Origin of the sequence: Paenibacillus sp. FSL P4-0338, from assembly GCF_038002365.1 — a bacterium.
GTDB lineage: Bacteria > Bacillota > Bacilli > Paenibacillales > Paenibacillaceae > Paenibacillus_AQ.
Genome location: NZ_JBBOCG010000001.1, coordinates 4,972,381 through 4,994,581 on the forward strand (window position 1 = coordinate 4,972,381; position 22,201 = coordinate 4,994,581).

Here is a 22,201-nt window from a genome sequence, read left to right on the forward strand (position 1 = left end):
CGGTGTTTTCTTCCTGTCTTCTATATCACTGAAGTTCCATAAAAGCTATAATTATATAGCTTAACATTCTAACTGAACAAAGGCGGCGAACAATGAGAATAAAACAACAGGTTTGGTTAGCAACTTCAGCTACTATACTGCTTCTAGGCAGTATGATTACTATATCACTCCTCTTTATGGAGGGTGGCTCGCGCATGATTGCAGCAGGGTTAGGTTCGGTCGGCATTCTGGTCAGTATCGGACTTCTTTACAGTATCGGACGGAATGTAGACCGCGGCCTGAAGCGGATTATGGAGATCTCGCAGGATATCGCCGCAGACCGTCTTAACCCTGCGGCGGCGGCTACTGTGCGGACGGATGAATTCGGGCAGCTGGCGGCTTCCTTTTTCGGGCTGGCAGCTGACCTTCACCACAGAACCGCTGAAGAGCGCGAGCTGCGGCTTAGAGCCGAGGAACAGGCCTGGCTTAATACGCAGGTGTCAGAGATGGCGCTGCTGCTTCAGGGCTCTGTCCAGCTGAAAACAGCCTCACGTGTGTTCATCCGCAGGCTGGCTACCGCTGTCGGCGGAAGCTACGGGGCTATTTATCTGAAGCAGGGCAGTCAGCTGGACTTCGCAGCCGGCTATGCCTTCGATGATGCCGCAAGACAACAGGAATCCATACCGCTGGGCAGCGGCCTGGTCGGACAATGCGCACTGGATGAGCAGATGATCGTTCTGCAGGATCTCCCGGAGAATTATATCAAGGTCCGCTCCGGCCTCGGAGAAGCTGCCCCTTCCTCGCTGATTATCGTTCCTATTAAGCATGAACAGGAAGTTGTAGCTGTCATGGAACTGGCGGCCTTAAGCCCGTTCAGCTCCAAGGAGATGCAGCTGATTGAACGCACCGGACAGAACATGGGCGTGCTGATGAATACGCTGGCGGATGTCGCCAGAATTGAAGAATTGTTGAATGAGACACAACAGCAGAAGGATGAACTGGAAGCTCAGACCGAGGAGCTGCTGGCCCAGACGCAGGAGCTTGAAGCTCAGACCGAGGAGCTTGCGGCTCAGACCGAGGAGCTCCGGATGCAGACTGAGCAATTGCATGACCAGAAGACAGAGCTGGAGGTTCAGGCTGAGAGCCTGCTAAGCTCCAATGAACACCTCCAGACGCAAATGCAGCTGACAGAGGAGCAAAAAGCCGAGATTGAGGCCCAGGCCGATGAGCTCAAGCAACAGACACAGGAGTTGCACGCCTCCAATCTGGAATTACAGAATCAAATGGAGATTTCCCGCCGGCAAACCCTTGAGATCAAGGCCCAGGCGGATGAGATCTCTGCGGCAAACCGCGATATGCAGAAGCAGCTGCAAATCACGGAGCTGCAAAAGTCCGAGATTGCAGATCAGGCCGATGAGCTGCAGGCCCAGACAAGTGAATTGCTGGAGCAGAAGGAGCAGCTCCAGGCCCAGACGGAGGAGCTGCTGTCCCAGACAGATACACTGCAGGCTCAGGCCGATGAGCTTCAGACCCAGAAGGAGGAGCTGGCCGCCTCCCATGATCAGCTGCTGCTTCAAGTCGAGCTTACCGAGAAGCAGAAAGAGGAGATCCAGGCTCAGGCACAGGAGATCTTCATGGCTGCACAGTACAAATCAGAATTCCTGGCGAATGTCTCCCATGAGCTGCGCACCCCGCTGAACAGCCTGCTGATCCTCTCGCAGATTCTTGCCGAGAACAAGGACGGCAATCTGGAAGCGAAGCAGCTGGAATACGTGCATACGATCTTCTCGGCAGGCAAGGATCTCCTGCAGCTGATCGATGAGATTCTTGATCTGGCGAAGCTGGAGGTCGGCAAAATGCCCCCGGTCATCGAGCCGGTCTCCCCGGTCGATCTCAGCAATCATGTCCACCGCCATTTCGAACAGCAGGCCAAGAAGAAGAACCTGCGGTTCGATGTCCATTCCGACAACCGGCTGCCTGATTATCTGATGACCGACGGTCATAGGTTGCAGCAGGTCTTGAATAATCTGTTATCCAACGCCATCAAATTCACACCGGAGCAAGGCTCCGTCTCCCTGTCGATCCGCACCAGCGGCGGGGAGGTTATCTTCGCCGTCAGCGACACCGGTATCGGCATCGCCGCCTCTAAGCTGGAGAGCATCTTCGAAGCCTTCCAGCAAGCGGACGGCACCACCAGCCGCAAATACGGCGGCACTGGCCTCGGCCTCACGATCTGCCGGGAGCTGGCTACACTCCTCGGCGGAAGAATTGAGGTGGATTCCATGGAGGGCAAGGGCAGCACCTTCTCCCTGATTATTCCCGCTGTGGAACCAGGAGAGGATGCCCAGACCCTTGCTGCCGCAGCCTATTCAGCAGCAGCCTCTCCGGAGATTCCGGCTTCCGAGCCTATCCGCCGTGAGAATCCGGCCTTCCGCGAGTCCTTCGTGCCCGACATTTCCATCTCCAATCCGAAGCTGCTGCAATATGCGGAGATGGATGATGACCGGGGCAATCTGCTAAGCGGGGATATTACCCTGCTAATTATCGAGGAGGACGCCGAATTCGCCGCCCGGCTGCTGGAGCTGGCGCGCAGCCGGGGCTTCAAGGCCATCGTCGCCTTCCAGGGCGATCAGGGACTTGCCCTGGCCCATGCCTATAAGCCTGATGCTATTCTGCTGGACCTGCATCTTCCCGTTCTGGACGGCTGGTCCATTATCAGCCGCCTGAAGAGCCGGCCGGAGCTGCGGCATATCCCTGTGCATGTAATCTCTACAGCCGAGGAGAACCAGCAGAGCCTGTCGATGGGCGCTTTGTCTTTCTGGAAGAAGCCGAATGATTATGCGGAGCTGGAAGCAGCCTTCCTCCAGATCGAGACTTATATCCGCCGTCCGGTGAAGAGTCTGCTGATTGTCGAAGACAACAAGGTTCTGCGCGGCAGTCTTGTTGAATTCATCGCCCATCCCGATGTGAACATTATTGCGGTGGGTACCGGAAGAGAAGCAATGGAGCATCTGGCGAGCCATCATTTTGACTGTATGGTGCTTGACTTGGGCCTCTCGGATATTTCCGGCTTCGACCTGCTGGAGCAGGTCAAGACCAACCGCAAGCTGCAGACCCTGCCGGTCATTATCTATACAGGCAAGGATCTGAGCAAGACAGATGAGCAGCGCCTTAAGCACTACGCTGAGAGTATTGTAATCAAGAACGTGCGTTCAATGGAACGTCTCTATGATGATACTGCCCTGTACCTCCACCGCAAGCATGCAGACCTGCCTCTGGATAAGCAGCGCCTGATTGAGAATCTGCATAATCCGGAGTCCGCCTTTGCCGGCAAAAGTATTTTGCTTGTGGATGATGATATGCGTAATATTTTTGCGTTATCCAGTGTGCTGGAAGGTTATAATATGGAGATCAGCTTTGCCCAGGATGGCAGAGAAGCCCTGGAGCATCTGGAGACCCACCCGGGCGTTGAACTGGTCTTCATGGATATCATGATGCCGGAGATGGACGGTTACGAGACGATGGAGCATATCCGGCGTAACCCGGGCTATGATCAGATCGTCATTATTGCGCTGACCGCCCGCGCCCTGGAGGAAGACCGGGTCAAATGCCTTGAAGCAGGAGCTAACGATTATATATCCAAACCGATTAATACCACACAACTGGTGAGAGTGCTGAAATTATGGTTGATTCAATAGGAGGCAGCATGGAGTATCCGATTAATATTTTGGTTGTAGATGACCGGACAGACGAGTTCCTGTCCATTCAGGCTTTGCTGGCCGAGTCGCCCTACCGGCTGGTTCATGCCCTCACCGGCATGGATGCTCTGAAATGTCTGCTGGAGCAGGAGTTCGCCCTGATCATTATGGATGTGCTCATGCCCGGCATGAACGGGTTTGAAACGGCGAAGCGGATTAAGATGCGTCAGAAATCCCGGGATATCCCTATTATTTTCTTAACCTCGCTGACCTCCGAACTGGAGAATTATATGATGGCCTACTCGGTCGGAGCAATTGACTACCTGACTAAGCCGTTCCATCCGACCGTGTTAAAAAGCAAGATTGACGGCTTCGTCCGTCTCTACCAGACCCACAAGGAGCTGCAGCTCAAAACGCGGGAGCTGGAGACCGCCAACAGCATCCTGACCGAGCTGAAGGAGACGGCCGAGGTGGCACTGCGGATCAAGAGCGGCTTCCTCGCCATGATGAGCCACGAGATCCGTACCCCGCTGAACGGAATTATTGCCATGTCAGATGTGCTTCGTTCCTCCGAGCTGTCCGCTGACGACCAGGAGATGGCTGAGATCATTCATACCAGCGGTCACGCGCTTGTCTCTGTCATTACACATATCCTGGACTTCACCAAGATCGAATCCGGTAAAATGGAGCTCGATTACGAGCTGTTCAATCTTCACTCCTGCCTCAAGGAGACCGTTGATCTGTTCCGGGCGCTGGCCAGAGAACGCAGCCTGACTCTGGAGACCTTTATTGATCCTGACATCCCTGCCCTGCTCACCGGTGACCCCAACCGTCTGCGTCAGGTACTCAATAACCTGATCGGCAATGCCATCAAATTCACGCATTCCGGCGGCGTCAAGGTGGATGTCCGCCTCCGGCAGGTCATGGACCAGCTGCTGGAGCTAGAGTTCATTATCGAAGATACGGGGATCGGCATTCCGGCGGACAAGATGAAATACCTGTTCCAGCCGTTCACCCAGATTGGAGCCACCATCAACCGCAAGTTCGGCGGCACCGGACTCGGTCTGTCCATCTGCAAAATGCTGGTCGACCTCATGGGCGGTACGATCTATGCCAAGCCGGATGTGGTGGGCGGAGCTACCTTCATCTTCACCATCCAGGTCGCTGAGGGCCAGCCGGACTGAGACCCTGGCCGCTGATTGTATGAAAGAAGCTCCCCCTTCAGATGATGAAGAGGGAGCTTCTTTGTTATCGGTGAGGACTATTGTAGAATGGAATGAACCAATTGCGGAAAGGGATGAATTGTATAGATGGGAACCTCCACATTCCCTTTGTTCCAGCGGAACTTCGTTCTGCAAGCCCGAAGTACAACTCATCATTGGGAAGGCGCTGGCCCCCTTTCGATCAAGACATTTCGGAATGGTCGTGCCTATTACAAAACAAAGCTAGGTCATTATGCTGTGGAGGAAGAGGGCTATCTCCTTTTAAATGAGGGGGAGCCGTACGGGATAGCCATTGAGTCAGATACAGAGGTCGACTCTTTTTGCGTATTTTTCAAGGCAGGTTATGCTGAAGAATTTCTTAGAGCTATTCATGTCGGAGCAGAAAAGTCTTTAGACGATCCATTCTCACAATCTAAGCACCCGCTGCAATTTTATACAAAGTCATACCGTCATAGTCACTTGATCACTCCGCTTATCGAGAACTTTAAGCAATCCTTACCTGTATTCGGCAGCGAGAATCTCTGGGTCGATGAACAGTATCAAAATCTGATTCAAGCACTGCTTAACGTCCATCAGAAGATTGTTCAAGAAATTAGTACCGTCCCCGGCACGCGCCCGGCCACCAGGGAGGAGCTGTTCCGGCGGTTGACCGTAGCATACGAGTACTTACATGCGTATTACAACCAAAACGTGTCTCTTGAAGAAGTCTCAAAAGTCGCATGTCTCTCTAAAAACCATCTAATCCGCAACTTCCGTCACTTTTTTAAAAGAACACCACACCAGTTCATCCTTGAAAAAAGGATACTTGAAGCACAGCGTCTCCTTTGTCAAACGGAAAACAGTGTAACCGAGATTAGCCTAAGTGTTGGCTTCGACAATGTCTCTTCCTTCAATAAGGTTTTTAAACAAAGAACGGGATTATCGCCCCAGATGTTTAGAAAAAAGTGATTTTGGAAAAGTAAATCTTCATCCGCACATGTTACATTTACTGCGTGGAACATACAACCTACACAAGGGAGCGATATTTACATGAATTCAGAATTCCAAATTAAAGGCATCGGGCAAATATCCATTCGGGTACATGACATGGAAGCAGCCACCCGGTTCTATCAAGATACTCTAGGCCTAAACCTGTTATTTCAAATCCCGAACATGACCTTCCTGGAGTGTAACGGGATTCAGCTGGTCTTGAGTATTGCTGAAGACGCGCGGTTCGACCATCCCAGCTCGGTATTCTATTTCCAGGTTGACAATATTCACGCATCGTACGAAACGTTAGTCGGGCGGAATGTACATTTCCTGGACAAGCCGCATAAAGTGGCTGAGATGGGTCAAACCGCAACCTGGATGACGTTCTTTCAGGACCCCGATAAGAATGTACATGCCTTGATGAGTGAAGTGTCTGTGTCCGAATAATTACTTCCAGGGGCATTATTGCCCCTTTATTCGGTTTTTCGCATACATTCGGCCCGCGCCCTATCCCCCCACCGCCGCAATCAGCACGGGCAGGACCAGGAAAGAGGCCAGCGTCGTCCAGACGATACAGCGCGAGACCAGCCCAGGCGAGCTGCCGAAGCGTTCGGCCAGGACGACGGAATTGACAGCCACGGGCATGGAAGCCAGAATCAGCAGCACCGAGAAAAGGGGGCCTGTGATGTTCAGGGCGAGCAGCACCAGCGCGGCCAGCAGCGGAGCCAGCACCAGCCGGACGGTCAGCCCCGTCCAGAAGGCCAGCTGCACATTGCGCTCCGTGTGCGCGGCTCTGACCTTCACCATCTGCGCGCCGAGAATCGCTAGCACAACCGGCGAATAGGCACCGGCAACCATCGACACCCCCGAAGCCAGCTCATGCGGCATATGCAGGCCCAGCGCCCGCAGCAGCAGTGCCAGAATGGCGGCGTAAATAGCCGGTAGCGAGAAGACTGACTTCAACGCGCTGCGTACGGAGAACTGTGAACGGGCGGCAAAATACACGCCGATCGTATTCACAATCACCATCTGGGCGATGACGTAAACCGATGCCTTGTCCAGGCCCAGCTGGCCGAAGGCCAGCTGCACCAGCGGCAGGCCGTAATTGACGCTGTTCGTGAAGGTGGAGATGAGCGTAAGACCAGCGGCTTCCGGCGGAGCCAGCTTGAGGATTTTGCCGATCAGCGTCGCCACGCTCCATAAGAGGAACAGATTCAGCAGCGAGAACGCGAGTGTCTTATAGACATCATCGAAGGAGATATCCGCCGTAGCCAGCGTGTCGAGAATAATAGCCGGACTGAGAAAATACAGATACAGCGTCAGCAGAGGCTTCGTATCAAGCTGCTTATATCGTCCAAGCAGCGCTCCGGCGGCCACCGGAATGGACAGCGGTACGATGACCTCAACAAGTGTCGTGAGTACAGTCTGAATCACAAGCCAGGACTCCTCTATGTAGTAGTTATTTCTACTATAACCCTCCTTAGCAGGGAGCGTCTAAGACAAGGAAGCAATATCCTTAATAGCAATTGCCTATGGGCAGCCCCCCGCCCCAAAACATAACAAAAATCCCGCACCCTCAAATTAAGGGCCACGGGATTCCGGTTAGGACTTCGGTTTACAGCATTTTGATCTCAAGCAGCTCGTATTTGATGATTCCCATCGGCGCGTTGACGCTGATGATATCGCCTACCTTTTTGCCGATCAGCTCTTTGCCGAGCGGGCTCTCGTAGGAGATCTTGTTGTCCAGCACATCGGCTTCCGCCGGTCCAACCACTCTATATTCGATCTTCTCCGAGTACTCTACATCGTTGAGGATAACGATGCAGCCTACGCTGACTGTACTCAGATCCATATTGCTGGCATCCACGATCTGCGCCTTGATCAGCATTTTCTCCAGAATCATAATGCGGGTCTCCATGAAGGATTGATCCTCCTTGGCGGAGTGGTATTCGCTGTTCTCCTTCAGATCGCCGTAGCTGATCGCCAGCTTAAGCCGGGCTGCAAGCTCCTTGCGCCCTGCTCCCTTAAGTTCCCTCAACTCTTCCTCCAGCTTGGCCAAGCCCTCTTTGGTCAAAAATACTTCGTCATTATTAGACATGTATACAACTCCTATGATTTGCTCGCTTTATAGTATTCTAACTCATAATCGCCCAACATGCGAAGAGAAAGCGCTATAACGCATGATAAAGGAGTATTTACGGCGGAGTCACGGCTTCAAGTCTCCACCTGCGGAGCAGGGGCAGCTGCTGGCTTGCCGCTACTGCCTCTCAGGAGGAAGGTCAGCGGAATAGCCAGCAGTCCCACTGCCGTAGCGATCAGGAAAATATCCTGTACGCCCATCGTCATCCCCTGCGCCTTCAGCAGAGAACCCGCTGCCCGGGCCGTCCCGTCCGCCAGTTCCTGCTGATGGGCAAGCGATCTGGAAGCGAGCAGCGAGCTGAATACAGCAATGGATAAGGCACCTGTAGCCTGGCGGACCCAATTGGTTACAGAGGAGGCATGGCCGGTAATGGCTCTTGGCACCGCCGACATGCCGGCATTGGTCACCGGCATGAAGGCCAGTGCAATGCCGACATTGCGCACCGCCATAAGCACCGCCACACGGGTATGGGTCACGGCCAGCGTGATGTGGGCAAGCTCCCAGGTCGAGGCGCTTAGCAGCAGAATACCGCCCAGGATCAGCCAGAACGGGCCGATCCGGGTGTACAGCTTGCCGACCACCGGGGACAGAACAGCCATCACGATCGAGCCCGGCAGCAGCACCAGCGCGGTCTTCAGCGGGGTGGACTGCTGGATATCCTGCAGGAAGACTGGGATCAGGAAGGTCCCCGAGTATAACGCAACGGTGATAATACAGTTGATGATCAGGCTGTAGGTGAACCGGCTCTGCCGGAATACCTTAAGATTCAGCAGCGGCTCCTGGATCGACAGCTCCCTGCGGATGAAATACGTTAAAGCCGCCGCCCCAACCAGCAGCAGGGTCAGGGTGTTCCATGACATCCAGCCCCAGGCGCCCCCTTTATTGAAGGCTAGAATAATGAAGGCGCTGCTCAGAATGACTGTGACGAAGCCCGGCAGATCAAAGCTTCTGCTCCCGGTGTTCTGCCGCTGGAACGGCAGGCACTTCAGCGCTACGGCAATGGCAATCAGGCCAATCGGCAGATTAATCACGAACAGCGATTTCCAGCCGAAGTATCCGGTCAGCCAGCCGCCGAGTGTCGGGCCGAAGGCAGGCGCCAGCATCGAGGACAGGCTCCAGAGGCTCATGGCGAAGGCCTGCTTTTCTTTTTCGATAAACTGATAAATCATCGTCATGGTGGTGGGGATAATCAGGCCGCCGAATATTCCCTGGATAATGCGGAAGGTAATCAGTGAGTGAATATTCCAGGCCACCGTACATAGTGCCGAGAACAAGGTGAAGCCCGACAGGGCAAATACGTAGAGAACCTTATAGCTCCATTTATCCCCGAAATATCCCACCACAGGCGCAATGACGCCGGTAGCCAGCAGATAGCCGGTAATCATCCACTGTACGGTGCTGATCCCGGCGTGGAAGTCCTTCAAGAAAACCGGGAACGCAACATTAATGGTAGTTGTACTGAGAATAGCCATGAAATTACCGAAAAAAATGGCCAGAATAATCAGCCAGAATGATGAATGTTTTGCCGCCGGACTGCTCAAGGGCGCTCTCTCCTCTATTTTGCGGTTCACCTTAATATAGGTGTATGATACAATTAAATTAATATATGTGTATTATACAACTATGTATTTGAAAGTCAATGTGACTTATTTCATGATTCTTTCATAATGAGGCGAGAATCTCAGACAGCCTTAGCATAAGGCCGGTATTATCAATTATACTAGGGAGACATATGACAAATGACAAAGTTACCAGTAAAGGACGGAATCTAACTATGGCTGATGAACAGAAGGACAAGCACCTCGAAGCTCTGAATCAGGAGCTGATTACGCTGATCCGCCACGGCTCGCTGGATAAGAAGCATGGCGGGCTGGACCGCTCCTCGTATACCCTGCTCCACCATCTGTCGACGCACGACAAGGTAGGCGTTAAGGCGCTAGCCGAACAATTCGGCCTTGACACCTCTACCATCAGCAGACAGACAAGCGTCCTGGAGGCGAAGAACTATGTGGAGCGGGTGCCGGATCCGCAGGACGGGCGCTCCAGCTATTTTCAGCTTACTGCGCTTGGTGCACAGACCTTCGCCGAGGCCCGGGACATCCGGCTTGCGCGCTACGGGGAGATCTTCGAGGACTGGTCCCCGGAGGACTGCGGACTCTTCAGCGGACTGCTCGCCCGGCTCAACCGCACCCTGCAGCAAAAATAGCACAAAGAGGATTGACGGATGCTGGCGAAGCTGGTAGATTGAATTAATCATACAAAACAACTCGGAATTATATTTTAGTCAAAGGGGCCGGTCTGCATGAACTTTATTTTCTTTTCCCCGCATTTCCCCAAGAACAGCGCTGAATTCTGTACGCATCTGCGGGAGCAGGGGGCCACGGTGCTTGGAATTGGCGATGCAGCCTATGACCAGCTGGAGGACAAGCTGAAATCGGCACTGACCGAATACTATAAGGTAAGCAATCTGGAGAGCTATGAGGAGATTCTGCGGGCTGTTGGCTATTTCACCCATAAGTACGGCAAGATTGACCGCTTCGAGTCGCTGAATGAATACTGGCTGGAGCAGGATGCCGCCATCCGTACGGACTTCAACATCTATGGCACCAAGTCGGATTTCGTCCATAATCTCAAGCAGAAGTCCAAGATGAAGGAGTTTTTTCGCAAAAGCGGGGTAAGCACTGTCCAGTTCTCCACCGGTACAACGCGTGACAGCGTAGAGAGCTTCATCCAGAGCGCCGGCTTCCCGCTGGTGGTGAAGCCCGATCTTGGCTCCGGGGCCAGTAATACGTATAAGATCAATAACGAAGAGGAGCTCCAGCACTTTTTTGACACGAAGCCGGAGGATGTAGCCTTCATTATTGAGGAATTCATAGACGGAGTTATTCTCACCTATGACGGCCTGGTGGACAGGGACGGGAATGTGCGCTTCGCGGTCAGCCACCTGTTCGAGAACAGTGTGATGGATGTCGTCAATACGGACAACCACCTCTACTACTTCTGTCTGCGGGAGATCAGTCCGGAGGTTGAGGAGGCAGGGCGGAGCATTTTGCAGGCTTTTGACATCCGGGAACGGTTCTTCCATATCGAGCTGTTCAAATCGCACAAGGATGGCCGGATCATTGCCCTGGAAGTGAATATGCGTCCGCCCGGCGCCTGGATGACTGATGCGATTAACTTCGCCTATGATGTCAATGTGTATAAGGAATGGGCCAGCATGGTTGTGCACAATGAGGTTGGCGGTCCATACGAAGGCAAATATTATACCGGCTATGCCAGCCGCAAGAATCATAAGCATTACGCTCACAGCCATGAGGACATCTACCGTGAATTCGGCGGGAAGATTGTCAATTATGACGAGATTGAAGAGGTCTTCAGCAGAGCGATGGGCAACCGCGCTTATCAGTTCCGTTCCCCCGAGCTTTCGGAGGTCAGAGACATTAGAGGCTATATTCAACAAGAAGAGGGATAGGATGTGTTAACGGATGAGGATAAGCTACCATAAGGAGTACAGCCACAACCTGGGCAGAGACATGGAGTACAAAATATACGGCCACGCCGGCAAACCGATGCTCGTCTTCCCCACCTCGCTTGGACGCTTTTATCAATATGAGGATTCGGGCATGATCGATACGCTCTCGTCCTTCATTGAAGCGGGCAAGCTGCAGATCTGGGCCTGTGACAGTCTGGATGAGGAGACCTTCTTCTCCACCCACTGGAACAACGAGGACCGGATACACCGTCATGAGCAGTATGACAAATATATTGCGTATGAGCTGATTCCCGGCATCCTCCATGAGAGCAAACAGAATAACGGCGGGACCGACCAGCGCATTCTGATCTCCGGCTGCTCGATGGGCGCTTATTACGGCGCCAGCTTCTTTTTCCGTTATCCGCACTATTTCGATACCTTGATCGCCCTGAGCGGCGTCTACTCCACCTACTACTTCTTCGGCGACTATATGAGCGGGAACGTCTATCTCAATTCACCGCTGCATTACCTGCCGGGCCTGACGGATGAGCATTATCTGAACCAGTACCGCAGCAGCACCATTATTGCTTGTGTCGGTCAAGGGGCTTATGAGGACGAGATGCTTCATGAGACCCGGCTGCTTCAGGAGGTGCTGGGGCAGAAGGGCATTCCGGCCCGGATCGACTACTGGGGCCATGATGTCAGCCATGACTGGCCGTGGTGGAACAAGCAGATTCATTATTATGTGGAAGGCTGCTTGGGCTAGTGAGGCTGTGACTTGAACGCGAATTGATTTGAATAAAATCATCCTACCGGATGAATGGGATTACCTGCGCGCCACTGCAATGTATGCTGTTTTTCACATACATTCAGGCCATATGCCTGCATTTGAGCACAATGTATGCTGTTTTTCACATACATTCGGGCCATATGCCTGCATGTGAGCACAATGTATACTGTTTTTCACATACATTCGGGCCATATGCCTGCATGTGAGCACAATGTATACTGTTTTTCAAATACATTTGGGCCATACGCCGCTTTTAGCAACCGATGGTACTCGTTTTTCAGCATACCAAGTTCACTCTTGCTCCTCGCGGCTACCCTCAGCCACATTCAGCAACTAAGTACTCTGCGAATCAAGCATCAAAAAAGGAACTGCTGAAATCAGCAGTTCCTTTTTCTTGAGACCACTATCGCCTCTTACTATGCAGGTACATGCTCCGAACAGAACTGAAGCAGCGCCGCTTCCTCATCTTCTTCCATATCGAAATCGAGCAGCTGGCCTGAGGAGGTCTCCAGCAGATCGTAGCTGACCAAGCTTGTCTGCTCTTCTTCCACTTTGACAATCACGCGGGCGGACACGCCGTTCTCCACGTACAGCTCATCATCCTCCGGCACATCAATATTCACGACGAACTCATATCGCTTGCCGCTTAGAATATTAAAAGGATCTCTTACGTTCTCCACGGTGTAGCTTGTAAATGTCAACAAGTTGCATTCCTCATTTCTCAATTCACTGCCAGATTATTGTAACACAGTATCTGCGGCTTTGCCTTTGATCTTCTTGATCTGCTTGCTGCGCAGCTGGCCGCAGGCCGCATCAATATCGACGCCCTGCTCCAACCGGGTGCTGACGCTGACGCCCTGCTTCTTCAGCGTATCAAAGAACGCACGCACCGACTCCCGCTCGCTCCGCTGATACTGGCTATGCTCATCCACGGGATTATACGGAATCAGGTTGACGTTCGCCAACTGGCGGCGGTCTCCGATTAACTCAGCCAGCTCCAGCGCATGCTCCTCGCGGTCATTGATATCCTTCAGCAGGATATACTCCAGCGTGATTCTCCGGTTCGTCTTCTCCAGATAGTAATCAATCGCCGGCATTAACTTCTCTATAGGAATGGCCCGGTTAATCTTCATAATCTGTGTCCGCAACTCATTATTCGGGGCATGCAGCGAGATCGCCAGATTAACCTGCATATTGGCGTCGGCGAATTCTCTGATTTTGTCCGCCAGGCCGCTGGTGGATACGGTGATTCCTTTGCCGGCAATCGCCAGACCCTTATGATCCTTGATGGTAATCAGGAAGTTCAGCAGATGCCGGAAGTTATCGAACGGCTCGCCGATCCCCATAACCACGACATGGGTGACCTTCTGGCCGTGGCCTGCCTGATCCAGATAATGCTGAACCTTCATAATCTGCTCCACAATCTCGCCGCTGGTCAGATCCCGGCTCTTCGCCAGCAGTCCGCTCGCACAGAAGCTGCATCCGATATTACAGCCGACCTGAGTAGTGACACATACGGACAAGCCGTATTTCTGCCGCATCAGCACTGTCTCAATCAGGTTGCCATCATGGAGGCGGAAGAGGAACTTCACTGTACCGTCGGCTGATTCCTGCTTCACATGCTCTTCCATCGTCTGGAACACATAATGCTCTTCCAGCAGCGCTGTGCATTCCTGATTCATTCCGTCCATCTCGGCGAAGCTGGTAATCCGCTTGCGGTACAGCCATTCCCAGACCGCAGTGGCCCGGGATTTCTTGTGCCCATGCTCCAGCAGCCATGCCGTTAACTCTTCCAAAGTCAATCCATAAATGGATTCTTTATTCATTTCATATCCTCTTTTCAAAACATTAAAGTTCAACCTATCTATTTTACCTTGACAGGGACATTAGCAGCAACAATACCTTATTGTCTCAAATTTCGTTAGTTAAAACAAGAGGAAACGCTGCGGAGTTGAGCGCTTGGAGCAGGGAAATTCAAAAAAGCGCAGTCCGCAGGGACCACGCCTTTTCCGTCAAACCTTATTTATACAGAACCTTCTCGACATTGTATTTCGCGCGAAGCTTGTTCACAATGTAGGTCTCATAAATCTCTCTGTCCACCGGATCTTCGACGAGGCAGACTTCGATGCGGGTAACCTCATCGCGGTGGGGCTTCATCACAGATACATTATCCTCGAAATGCTTCTTGATCCGCGGTCTCAGCTTGCGGGCCTTACCCACAAACAACAGCTCGTCCTGATCATTGTAGAACATGAAGATGCCCCCGGCTTCGCGGGTAATCAGGTGGAAATCGGTGAATCCGTAAATATGGCTCAGCTCAGGGTTAGCTTGCTTGTAAATAGTAACTTCCGGTGACGGAATGGTAATGCTGATCATTAAGCTTCACTTCCTCTTTGGATATAGAAATAAATAGTATCATAGAATGGGTAACGTGACTATTTCTATCTTGTGCAAATTGCCGCCGGTTCATAACTTACTTACGCTTCGGCTTCAATTCCGGCATACCCAGCGTAAGAGCCATATTGCACAGCATAGCGTTAGCCAGGAAGGTGCTCACCTTCACCTCAGGATGCGCAAACCCGGCAGCGGTGAACTTGTCCTCCATATGGCGTGTCACCTCCTGCATTCCAGCCTGCATGGCCTGCCGGATTGCTTCATCCCGGATGCCGCTTGCCTGCACCTGCAGAATCAGCTCGTTCGGATGAGTCTCCATCAGGTGCTCATATAACTGGATGGCTTCGGCTAGCATTTGTTTTTTGGGGGCGCGAAATCCGGCAAAAGTACGGAGAACCTGTTCGAACGCACGCTCCAGCGCAGCAATGAACAGCTCTTCCTTGTTCTTGAACAGCTTGAAGATGTACGGCTGAGAGATTCCCACCCTCTCCGCCACCTGGGCGGTTGTTGCCCGGTAATAGCCATACTCGGCAAAAACAATCACCGCCGCCTCCAAGATCTGCTCCCGGCGATTCACAATAAGGGTCTCATCTCCCTGTGGTGAGCGGGTCTTACCGGATTGCTTATTCATATAGGCCTCCCCTTATGCCGAAGCATCCGCTCCCGCAACGATATGTTATTAATCAATCACTCTTCATGGACTGATGAAAAGGACAGCCCTTCCGTTCCGCAGCTTCAAGCTGTCCAGAGTCCGCCTGTTGCTTCTTCCGGTAGACAAAGCGCGGACTTAGCTGCAAATCACGCAGCTTGTTGTCATTCCAGATCGGCGTGGAGGAAGGCGACATCGGCGGAATCAGCCAGCCCCACTTGCCTGACACTTCCCGCCCTTGCTGCTGCTCCTGTTCCTGGAAGCGGACGAATTGGTCTGCGGCTGTATGATGGTCCACAATACTGACCCCGGCTTGCTTGAAGGAATGGAGAACGGCCCGGTTCAATTCCAGCAGCGCCCGGTCCTTCCACAGCGAAGTATTGGTTGATCGGTCCAGTCCCAGCAGTTCTGCCACCGCAGGCAGACGGTTGTAGCGGTCCGTATCGCCGAAATTCCGCGAGCCGATCTCCGTCTCCATGTACCAGCCATTGAATGGCGCTGCCGGGTAACGGATGCCGCCGATCTCCAGGCACATGTCCGAGACAATCGGAACGGAGTACCAGCGCAGGCCCAGCTCCCTGAATTGCGGAATCTCCGGGTGGCTGAGCGGCACCTCCTGTACAAGTCCTGCCGGGATAGGGAAGCAGCGGGGTTCCTCCCCGCCGATGCTGATCACGAGCGGCAGAATATCGAAATCTCCGCCCGTGCCCTGCCAGCCCAGCTTAAGGCAGACTGCAGTGAATTCATCCGAAGCCGGATCACCGGCACGCGGATGCTTCCCGTTATCGGGATAACCGGCATAGCGGATGAGCTGATGATTCCAGATCCGCATGGCACGGCCTTGCTCCTCTTCACTGCGGAAGACGGTAATGACCGGCCGTATCCGGCCGCCGTTATTCGCATGCTTCATATGATGCAGCAGCGCCTCTACCACCTCTTCTACAGTCTCTGCTCCGCGGGCGTCAATCACATCTAAGGAATGCCAGAACAGTCTTCCGATGCAGCGGCTGTTATGACGCCAGGCCATCCTTGCCCCGTGCGTCAGCTCTTCTCCTGTATGCCTGTATGTACCTGTGCGCTGCACCTCTTCCCGTATATCCGCCAGACGAAGGTCCCGTTCACCCTCAGTTAACCCCAGTTCCTGATAGCAGGCCATAATGAAGGACTCCGCCTGCCGGATCAACTCCTGAGTGTTATGCTGTGAAACTGTGTATTTCATCCTCTCTCTCCTATCCATTCGTTCCCTGATGCAGTACCCTCAGCGTATCATCTCTGCTCCAACTCTGCCAGTCTGGAGATAATCCGTCTTTTGCGGTAGAGCATCCGAGCAGCCTCCGTCACCTCTTCCAGCGTCTTCCGGTTAAGGTAAGCGCCGAAGAACATGCCTGCGACCGGAACAGTCTGGAGCAGCTTTTTCCAGCCCCAATTGTCACGGTATACGGTCACTACCTCCTTCCAGCCCTGAATCCTTGAGACGGCCTCCTTGGTTGCGGCCAGAATATTGCCGTCTCCGCCCGCCTGCAGATTCAGTTCCTTCAGCAGCGTGCGCTTCCCCACTACATCGGAGGAGGCGAACTGCATCACCTTCACGGTGAAAATCCGCTCCGCCTTATCGGTCGGATCATAGCCATAACAGAGACCAATCTCTTGAATCGCCTTCAAAGAGAGGCCCAGCACAGCCGGAATATCGGCAGCCAGTGTAAAAATCCCGCCGAAGCCCGTAGTCGCCCCCTGGGCCGTAGCCGTATTCCAGCTCCGCTCTGCGAGCTTCAGAGCCACTGCATCCATCACAGCCAGCGGGAACGGCCCGTCTTCCGGAGCGCCTGCTGCCCTGCTTGTCTCATTCATCAGCTTGCCCACCTTGCGCCCGGCCACCAGATAGTTGCCGCCGTTCTGGATGTAGCCGCCCAGTTCATCGAGCAGCCGGCCTACCTTATCGTGGATAACCTTTGGCGTAATTGCATCAAGCAGCTTGAACGGCAGCCGGGTAATCCGGTCCCAGATCATCAGCCTATTCTGCTCTTTCTCCCACTTGGTAATCTCCTTAAGTGCGGCATACAGCATCTCCGGTGTCTCCGGAGGACTCCATGAACCGGTGTTGTCTGCTTCTGGCATAGTATGTACCTCCCCTGAATGGTCTCGTCATTACCTTATAACCTATTTCATAACAAATGATTGCAGAGGCCCCATATCCGGGCCCCGGATCCCATCAACAGCAAACAGGCATTCCCGGATCAACTCCGAAAATGCCGGTTCACCTTAGCCCGGTTCAGGCTTTAATCTTGGGATTCGCCTGCCTGCTCATCCAGCGAAGACAATCTGCGCTTCTCTTCCTCCAGTCTCTCTTGGACCAGCTCGACCCCTTGTCTGCCGACTGAACCTTCCGGGGCATGGCGCACGGCTTCTTCTGCATGCTCCAGACTGCTCTCTGCCTGATCTATCATCTGCCCGGTCGGATGACTCGAAGCCTGGGTTACAGCGTTGTGCAGCTTCGTCACCGCATCGTGCGCCTGATCCACCGTACTGTTGGTGCGCAGACTGGATTCGTAATGCTTCATAAAATCCTTCCCCCTCCATCTCGGTTTCTGTTCCTCTCTAGGATGGATTGGAGAGCGCAATCTTATGCGGCGATCCCGGCTCAGAATCGCCTACACCAGGAACATGGCGACAATCGTCATGGCCGTAAGGCCCAGCAGGACCGGCTTCAGATTGCGCCGGGCCAGCTCGAACGGGCTGACGCCGCAGATCGCAGCGGCGGGAATGAGCGCCCACGGGATCAGGGTGCCGCCGCCGACCCAGATGGCGGCCACCTGCCCCAGGGCGGTCAGCGTTGCCGCGCCGGAATGGATCGCGGCGGCGAACAGCCCGGCAATCGAGCCGGCCAGCGAGATGCCGGAGAACCCGGAGCCGTCGAGGCCGGTGATCGCACCGATCACCGTCAGCGTTACGGCGCCTACCGCCCCGTTCAGCGGCACGTGATTCGCCAGGGCCACGCCCAGGTCGTTCACGATACCGTGCGAGCCATCCGGCAGCACCTTGCCGTACAGCTCGGTGAAGGCGGCGTCGCCCAGATAGAAGAAGGCGGCAATCGGGATGACTGGCCCGAAGACCTTGAAGCCGAAGGTGAAGCCTTCAATGAGGTAGGCGGTGATCTTCTCCAGCCCCTGCCCCTGGCCGCGATGGGCCAGCAGGGTAATGACAATCAGGATCAGCACAGCGGTTCCCCCGATTAGAGCGGTAGCATCGCCGCCTTGCAGATGCAGCACGAACATGCCGATCACATCCAGCAGGAACAGCAGCGGAATGGCAATGGCCAGCCCTTTGCGCAGACGGTCACTCATGAAGACTGGATGGTCATCATCCGTCCCCGCATCAGCCAGCGGCTCTGCTGCTCCCGGGGAAGAGACCAGGCCGTCTCTCCAGGTGCCGTTCTTCTGGTCCCGCTTCATCATCCAGAATGCGCTGACCGTAGTGACAATCCCCATAACAACAACCAGCGGGATACTGGCCTGCATTACGCTCGACACCGGAAGACCGGCGGCATCCGCCGTCAGCTTAGGAGCGCCTTGAATAATATAATCGCCGGAGAGGGCGATCCCGTGCCCGAACAGGTTCATGGCTACCGCTGCGCCCAACGCGGGCAGGCCGACCCGGACCGCCACCGGCAGCAGAACCGCCCCGACCAGCGCTACCGCAGGGGAAGGCCAGAAGAAGAACGAGGTTACCATCATTATCAGCCCGATGCCCCAGTAGGCCATCGCCGGTGTGCGCAGGAACCGAGTGAGCGGCGATACCATCGTCTCATTGATGCCTGTTATAATCAGAATCCGGCTCATCGCCACGATAATGGAGATAATCATTATGGTGCCGAGCAGCTCCTTAGTCGCATAGACAAAAGAGTTAAAAATCCCCGACACCGACCCGCTGAGCGTCGCCGTTGCCAGCAGTCCGAGCGCCAGAATTCCGGTCACACAGATCATAGTTGTATCACGCCGCTTGATCAGCAGCGCCAGAATGAACACAATAAACACCAGATACACCCAATGAATCGCAGTAAGCTGGATACTCATTAGTCGTGCGCCCCCTTTCCACTTACAAATAGCAAGCAGGTGCTATATGCTATGCAGGAGGATAGGCTATTGTTCCCCTCAGTGACGCGAAGACCTTACAAAAAGACCCCCGCCTCCACATCACATGGATTCAGGGATCTTATTTGCGGATTACACTCTGTTACCGGTGCCTGCCTGCTCTCCTGGCCCGGAGGAACGCGAGCTGCTTCAGCATGTCCTGATCGTATAAGCTGCCCGCGATTTCCGGTTGCCCGGTATGTAGATGGGTATTCTCCTGCACTGCTGCTGGCCTTGCGGCGGCAGGAAGAAGAGTGGAGGTGCCGTCCCTGTAAACGATCAGGCTATGGCCTGGCGAAGGGTGCGGCTCGCGCACATACTCGTCAAGGCAGCCATATACCTTACGCTGCATCACAGGATCTTTGCTCATCTGCTGCAGAATATTCGGAGCGATTACAAGCTCTCGCTGATCCCTCCGGTCTCCTGCATCAGTCTTCTCCCCCTTGCTGCCGTCTTTGGCTACCGCCATAATGCGGACGGACAGACCGTACCTTGCCTTGATTCTGCGTGCCTGATCCTCAATTGCCGCTCCCACAGCCGCCATCATCTCCGGGAAGCTGAGTGAAGATGACCCGGCTGAAGTGTGTTCCGCCTGTTGCGGTGAGCGGGTCAGCGAAGCGGCGTTGATTCGTGATATGGGAATATACATCGAACGTTCCTCTTCTCGCGCGTAAAGTTCAGGACAACTCTTTATCGGCAAAAAGAGGAAAATTACTTATAAAGGGCTATTCCTTAGCCAATGCCCCCGCAGCCGCATCCTCGCCGCCGAGCCGCCCGGAGGTGAAGGAGTAACCCAGTCCAACGCCGTTGCCTACATAGGTATCGTTGAATAGCACCCCTTCAGACTCTACGCCCACGGCATACAGTCCTTTGACTGGCAGACGCTTATCATTCAGCACCTGGAACTTGGTATTGACCAGCAGACCACCCACCGAACAGAGATTGTTGATCTCGGCAATAACGGCGTAATACGGTCCGCTGCTGCCCATAGGAACCAGATATTCCTTCGCCTTGCCGAACTCCGTATCGGTGCCTGTCTTCGCTGCTTCCTCATAGAGCTTGAAATCAGCGGCAAACACCGCAGGGTCCATCCCAGCATTCTTCGCCAGCTCCTCGAGTGTATTGCCCTTGAAGCCGTCGCCGTTCGCTACCATGGATTCGAAGACTTTATCGGCATCCTTCCATGGCTGGTCCAGCGTGAACTTGTCTTTATAAGAGGCATAGAATTCCGGCGGCATACCCGGCAGCTTAGGTGCCTGAAGCCCCTTCATTCCCTTGGTCTTAAGCGCATCCAACTGCGCCTGTGAGACAATAACCAGATGATACGCTCCGTTAAAAGCACTGGTATTCGCTGCCGCAACCGCCGTCAGCGTCGCCGCCTCATCTCTGAATCTCGCACCCGAAGGGCCGACATTCATCAGAGTTGGCAGGTAAGACAGCATCATTGGATAGCTGGCTTCAAACGGCTCGTACTGTGATTTCAGCTTGTCTGTAGCTCTGGCCAGCGTCTGGTGCAGCATCTGCCCGCCGAAGTTGTCCGGCACCTTCGCACCGATCTCCCAGGACATTTTCAGCCCTTCGCCGATGTTCTGCCCAAGCCCGCCGTTCACGCCTTCGAAGCCAAAAGCTTCCTTAACCATCTCTTTATTCCCGGCGTAACCGCCGGTAGCCATTACAACGCTAGCTCCTGAAATTTCCAGGGTAGTTCCGTCAGACTTCTTGGCCACGACTCCGGTAACCTCTCCATTAGCGCCCGTCATCAGCTTCTGTGCAGTGGCCTCCGTGATCACCTGTCCGCCGCCCTTCTCTACGGATGCTGCAAGCATCTTGCGCAGCAGCTCCTGACGGGTCTCATAAGGAGGCAGCATATGGAGCTGTTCCCCGGCGAAGTTCAGGAAGGTGGTGGTATAGCCCTTGCCGGTCAGCCAGTCATAGGTCTCGCCCGACTTCGTGACGTACTGGCGGATCGCCGCCGCATCCACGCGCCAGTGGTTGTTCACGATCCAGTCAGCAATCTCCTTCTCGACTTCTACTTTCAGCCCGCTGCTTAGCGCGGCCGAAGAGTTGTAGAATTTGCCCGCCCAGGACAGGTTGCTCGCGCCGCCGATCGTCGCTGTTTTCTCGATCAGGATTACCTTCGCGCCCTTATCCGCTGCTGATACCGCTGCCGATACACCCGAAGCACCTGCTCCCACAACGACAACATCCGCCGACAGCTGCTCGGTCTTACCTTCTCCCGATTTCACTACAGCCTTTGTTTTAAAAGCCTCCACATTCCCGCCCGCCTGCTTAAGCGCATCCTCCACAGCGGTCAGAATCGCCTTGCTGGACTCGGACGCACCGCTGACGGCATCAATATTCAGGGTCTGGCCGGATAGAATCTCCTCCTTGACCTTGTTGATCGCCTCCACCCCGATTCCAGCGGTTTCGTTCTGGCTGACCACATGGATTCCGGTAATAACCGAATGATCGTCAAGAGTCACCTCAACCTGAATCTTGCCGTCCTTGCCTTCAGCTTCTGCTTTATAGGTTCCCGCTTTGAAGTCTGCCGGTACAGCACTTGTATCCGCTGGCTGTGACGCCTGCGGCGAAGCGGACGGCTGCTCTGAAGCTGCCGGTGCGGCGGAATTGTTACCGCTGCAGCCGCTTAGGAGCGACAGGACCAATACCAGACATGCGGTGAATAGAAACACCTGTTTTGTTGCTTGCTTACGCATCAATTTCTCCCCCTGTGTGGTTAATGCAGCCCCGTTTCTCTCT

Annotated in this window: 20 protein-coding genes; 7 read left to right on the top strand and 13 right to left on the bottom strand. The window is 54.0% G+C overall.

Annotated elements, in window-relative coordinates; all coding sequences use genetic code 11:
- The first annotated feature begins 194 nt into the window (after positions 1-194).
- From MKZ07_RS21810 to MKZ07_RS21825, 4 genes are all read left to right on the top strand, one after another.
- Positions 195-3,677 carry a response regulator gene (locus MKZ07_RS21810; protein ID WP_235218355.1) on the top strand — a complete coding sequence of 1,161 codons (3,483 nt, stop codon included), beginning with the start codon at positions 195-197 and terminating at the stop codon, positions 3,675-3,677.
- Between the two features lie 8 nt (positions 3,678-3,685).
- Positions 3,686-4,861 (top strand): ATP-binding response regulator, encoded by a 1,176-nt coding sequence (locus MKZ07_RS21815; RefSeq protein ID WP_036691927.1) that lies wholly within the window; start codon positions 3,686-3,688, stop codon positions 4,859-4,861.
- Between the two features lie 126 nt (positions 4,862-4,987).
- Positions 4,988-5,848, top strand: a complete 861-nt coding sequence (locus MKZ07_RS21820; RefSeq protein ID WP_036691924.1) for a helix-turn-helix domain-containing protein — start codon at positions 4,988-4,990, stop codon at positions 5,846-5,848.
- An 81-nt stretch (positions 5,849-5,929) separates the two neighbouring features.
- Positions 5,930-6,316 (top strand): VOC family protein, encoded by a 387-nt coding sequence (locus MKZ07_RS21825; RefSeq protein WP_036691922.1) that lies wholly within the window; start codon positions 5,930-5,932, stop codon positions 6,314-6,316.
- A 60-nt stretch (positions 6,317-6,376) separates the two neighbouring features.
- Here MKZ07_RS21825 and MKZ07_RS21830 read toward each other — a convergent pair whose 3' ends face one another.
- The 3 genes from MKZ07_RS21830 to MKZ07_RS21840 all read right to left on the bottom strand — a co-directional run bounded on the left by MKZ07_RS21830 (position 6,377) and on the right by MKZ07_RS21840 (position 9,550).
- The gene (locus MKZ07_RS21830) at positions 6,377-7,303 is read right to left on the bottom strand and encodes an AEC family transporter (RefSeq protein ID WP_036691919.1); all 927 of its coding nucleotides are present in this window, start codon (positions 7,301-7,303) and stop codon (positions 6,377-6,379) included.
- A gap of 181 nt (positions 7,304-7,484) precedes the next feature.
- Positions 7,485-7,967 (bottom strand): transcription elongation factor GreA, encoded by a 483-nt coding sequence (greA, locus tag MKZ07_RS21835; protein WP_036691918.1) that lies wholly within the window; start codon positions 7,965-7,967, stop codon positions 7,485-7,487.
- A 116-nt stretch (positions 7,968-8,083) separates the two neighbouring features.
- Complete coding sequence (locus MKZ07_RS21840) at positions 8,084-9,550, bottom strand: MDR family MFS transporter (protein ID WP_036691916.1); 1,467 nt, start codon at positions 9,548-9,550, stop codon at positions 8,084-8,086.
- Positions 9,551-9,783: 233 nt separating this feature from the next.
- On the opposite strand from MKZ07_RS21840, the gene MKZ07_RS21845 reads away from it, so the two are divergent.
- The 3 genes from MKZ07_RS21845 to MKZ07_RS21855 all read left to right on the top strand — a co-directional run bounded on the left by MKZ07_RS21845 (position 9,784) and on the right by MKZ07_RS21855 (position 12,247).
- Positions 9,784-10,215: a MarR family winged helix-turn-helix transcriptional regulator gene (locus MKZ07_RS21845; RefSeq protein ID WP_036691913.1), complete on the top strand. Its 432-nt coding sequence runs from the start codon at positions 9,784-9,786 to the stop codon at positions 10,213-10,215.
- Positions 10,216-10,311: 96 nt separating this feature from the next.
- On the top strand, positions 10,312-11,481 hold the full coding sequence (locus MKZ07_RS21850) for an ATP-grasp domain-containing protein (protein WP_036691910.1): 1,170 nt from the start codon (positions 10,312-10,314) through the stop codon (positions 11,479-11,481).
- Positions 11,482-11,494: 13 nt separating this feature from the next.
- On the top strand, positions 11,495-12,247 hold the full coding sequence (locus MKZ07_RS21855) for an esterase family protein (protein ID WP_036691908.1): 753 nt from the start codon (positions 11,495-11,497) through the stop codon (positions 12,245-12,247).
- 440 nt (positions 12,248-12,687) lie between these two features.
- On the opposite strand, the gene MKZ07_RS21860 is transcribed toward MKZ07_RS21855, so the two are convergent.
- The 10 genes from MKZ07_RS21860 to MKZ07_RS21905 form a co-directional block, all read right to left on the bottom strand.
- On the bottom strand, positions 12,688-12,975 hold the full coding sequence (locus MKZ07_RS21860; protein ID WP_036691905.1) for a DUF6509 family protein: 288 nt from the start codon (positions 12,973-12,975) through the stop codon (positions 12,688-12,690).
- 33 nt (positions 12,976-13,008) lie between these two features.
- On the bottom strand, positions 13,009-14,097 hold the full coding sequence (gene rlmN / locus MKZ07_RS21865) for a 23S rRNA (adenine(2503)-C(2))-methyltransferase RlmN (protein ID WP_036691903.1): 1,089 nt from the start codon (positions 14,095-14,097) through the stop codon (positions 13,009-13,011).
- Positions 14,098-14,290: 193 nt separating this feature from the next.
- Positions 14,291-14,647, bottom strand: a complete 357-nt coding sequence (locus MKZ07_RS21870; RefSeq protein WP_036691900.1) for a nucleotide excision repair endonuclease — start codon at positions 14,645-14,647, stop codon at positions 14,291-14,293.
- 97 nt (positions 14,648-14,744) lie between these two features.
- Entirely contained in the window at positions 14,745-15,296 is a 552-nt protein-coding gene (locus MKZ07_RS21875) for a TetR/AcrR family transcriptional regulator (protein WP_036691898.1), read from the bottom strand.
- Positions 15,297-15,348: 52 nt separating this feature from the next.
- Entirely contained in the window at positions 15,349-16,533 is a 1,185-nt protein-coding gene (locus tag MKZ07_RS21880) for a nitric oxide synthase oxygenase (RefSeq protein ID WP_051493241.1), read from the bottom strand.
- Positions 16,534-16,580: 47 nt separating this feature from the next.
- Complete coding sequence (locus MKZ07_RS21885) at positions 16,581-17,429, bottom strand: EcsC family protein (RefSeq protein WP_036691896.1); 849 nt, start codon at positions 17,427-17,429, stop codon at positions 16,581-16,583.
- 161 nt (positions 17,430-17,590) lie between these two features.
- Positions 17,591-17,872: a hypothetical protein gene (locus MKZ07_RS21890; protein WP_036691893.1), complete on the bottom strand. Its 282-nt coding sequence runs from the start codon at positions 17,870-17,872 to the stop codon at positions 17,591-17,593.
- A gap of 90 nt (positions 17,873-17,962) precedes the next feature.
- Positions 17,963-19,384 carry a hypothetical protein gene (locus tag MKZ07_RS21895; protein ID WP_076156504.1) on the bottom strand — a complete coding sequence of 474 codons (1,422 nt, stop codon included), beginning with the start codon at positions 19,382-19,384 and terminating at the stop codon, positions 17,963-17,965.
- A 160-nt stretch (positions 19,385-19,544) separates the two neighbouring features.
- Positions 19,545-20,090: a hypothetical protein gene (locus MKZ07_RS21900; RefSeq protein ID WP_341027507.1), complete on the bottom strand. Its 546-nt coding sequence runs from the start codon at positions 20,088-20,090 to the stop codon at positions 19,545-19,547.
- Between the two features lie 76 nt (positions 20,091-20,166).
- On the bottom strand, positions 20,167-22,158 hold the full coding sequence (locus MKZ07_RS21905; protein WP_036691885.1) for an FAD-dependent oxidoreductase: 1,992 nt from the start codon (positions 22,156-22,158) through the stop codon (positions 20,167-20,169).
- Positions 22,159-22,201 lie beyond the last annotated feature (43 nt).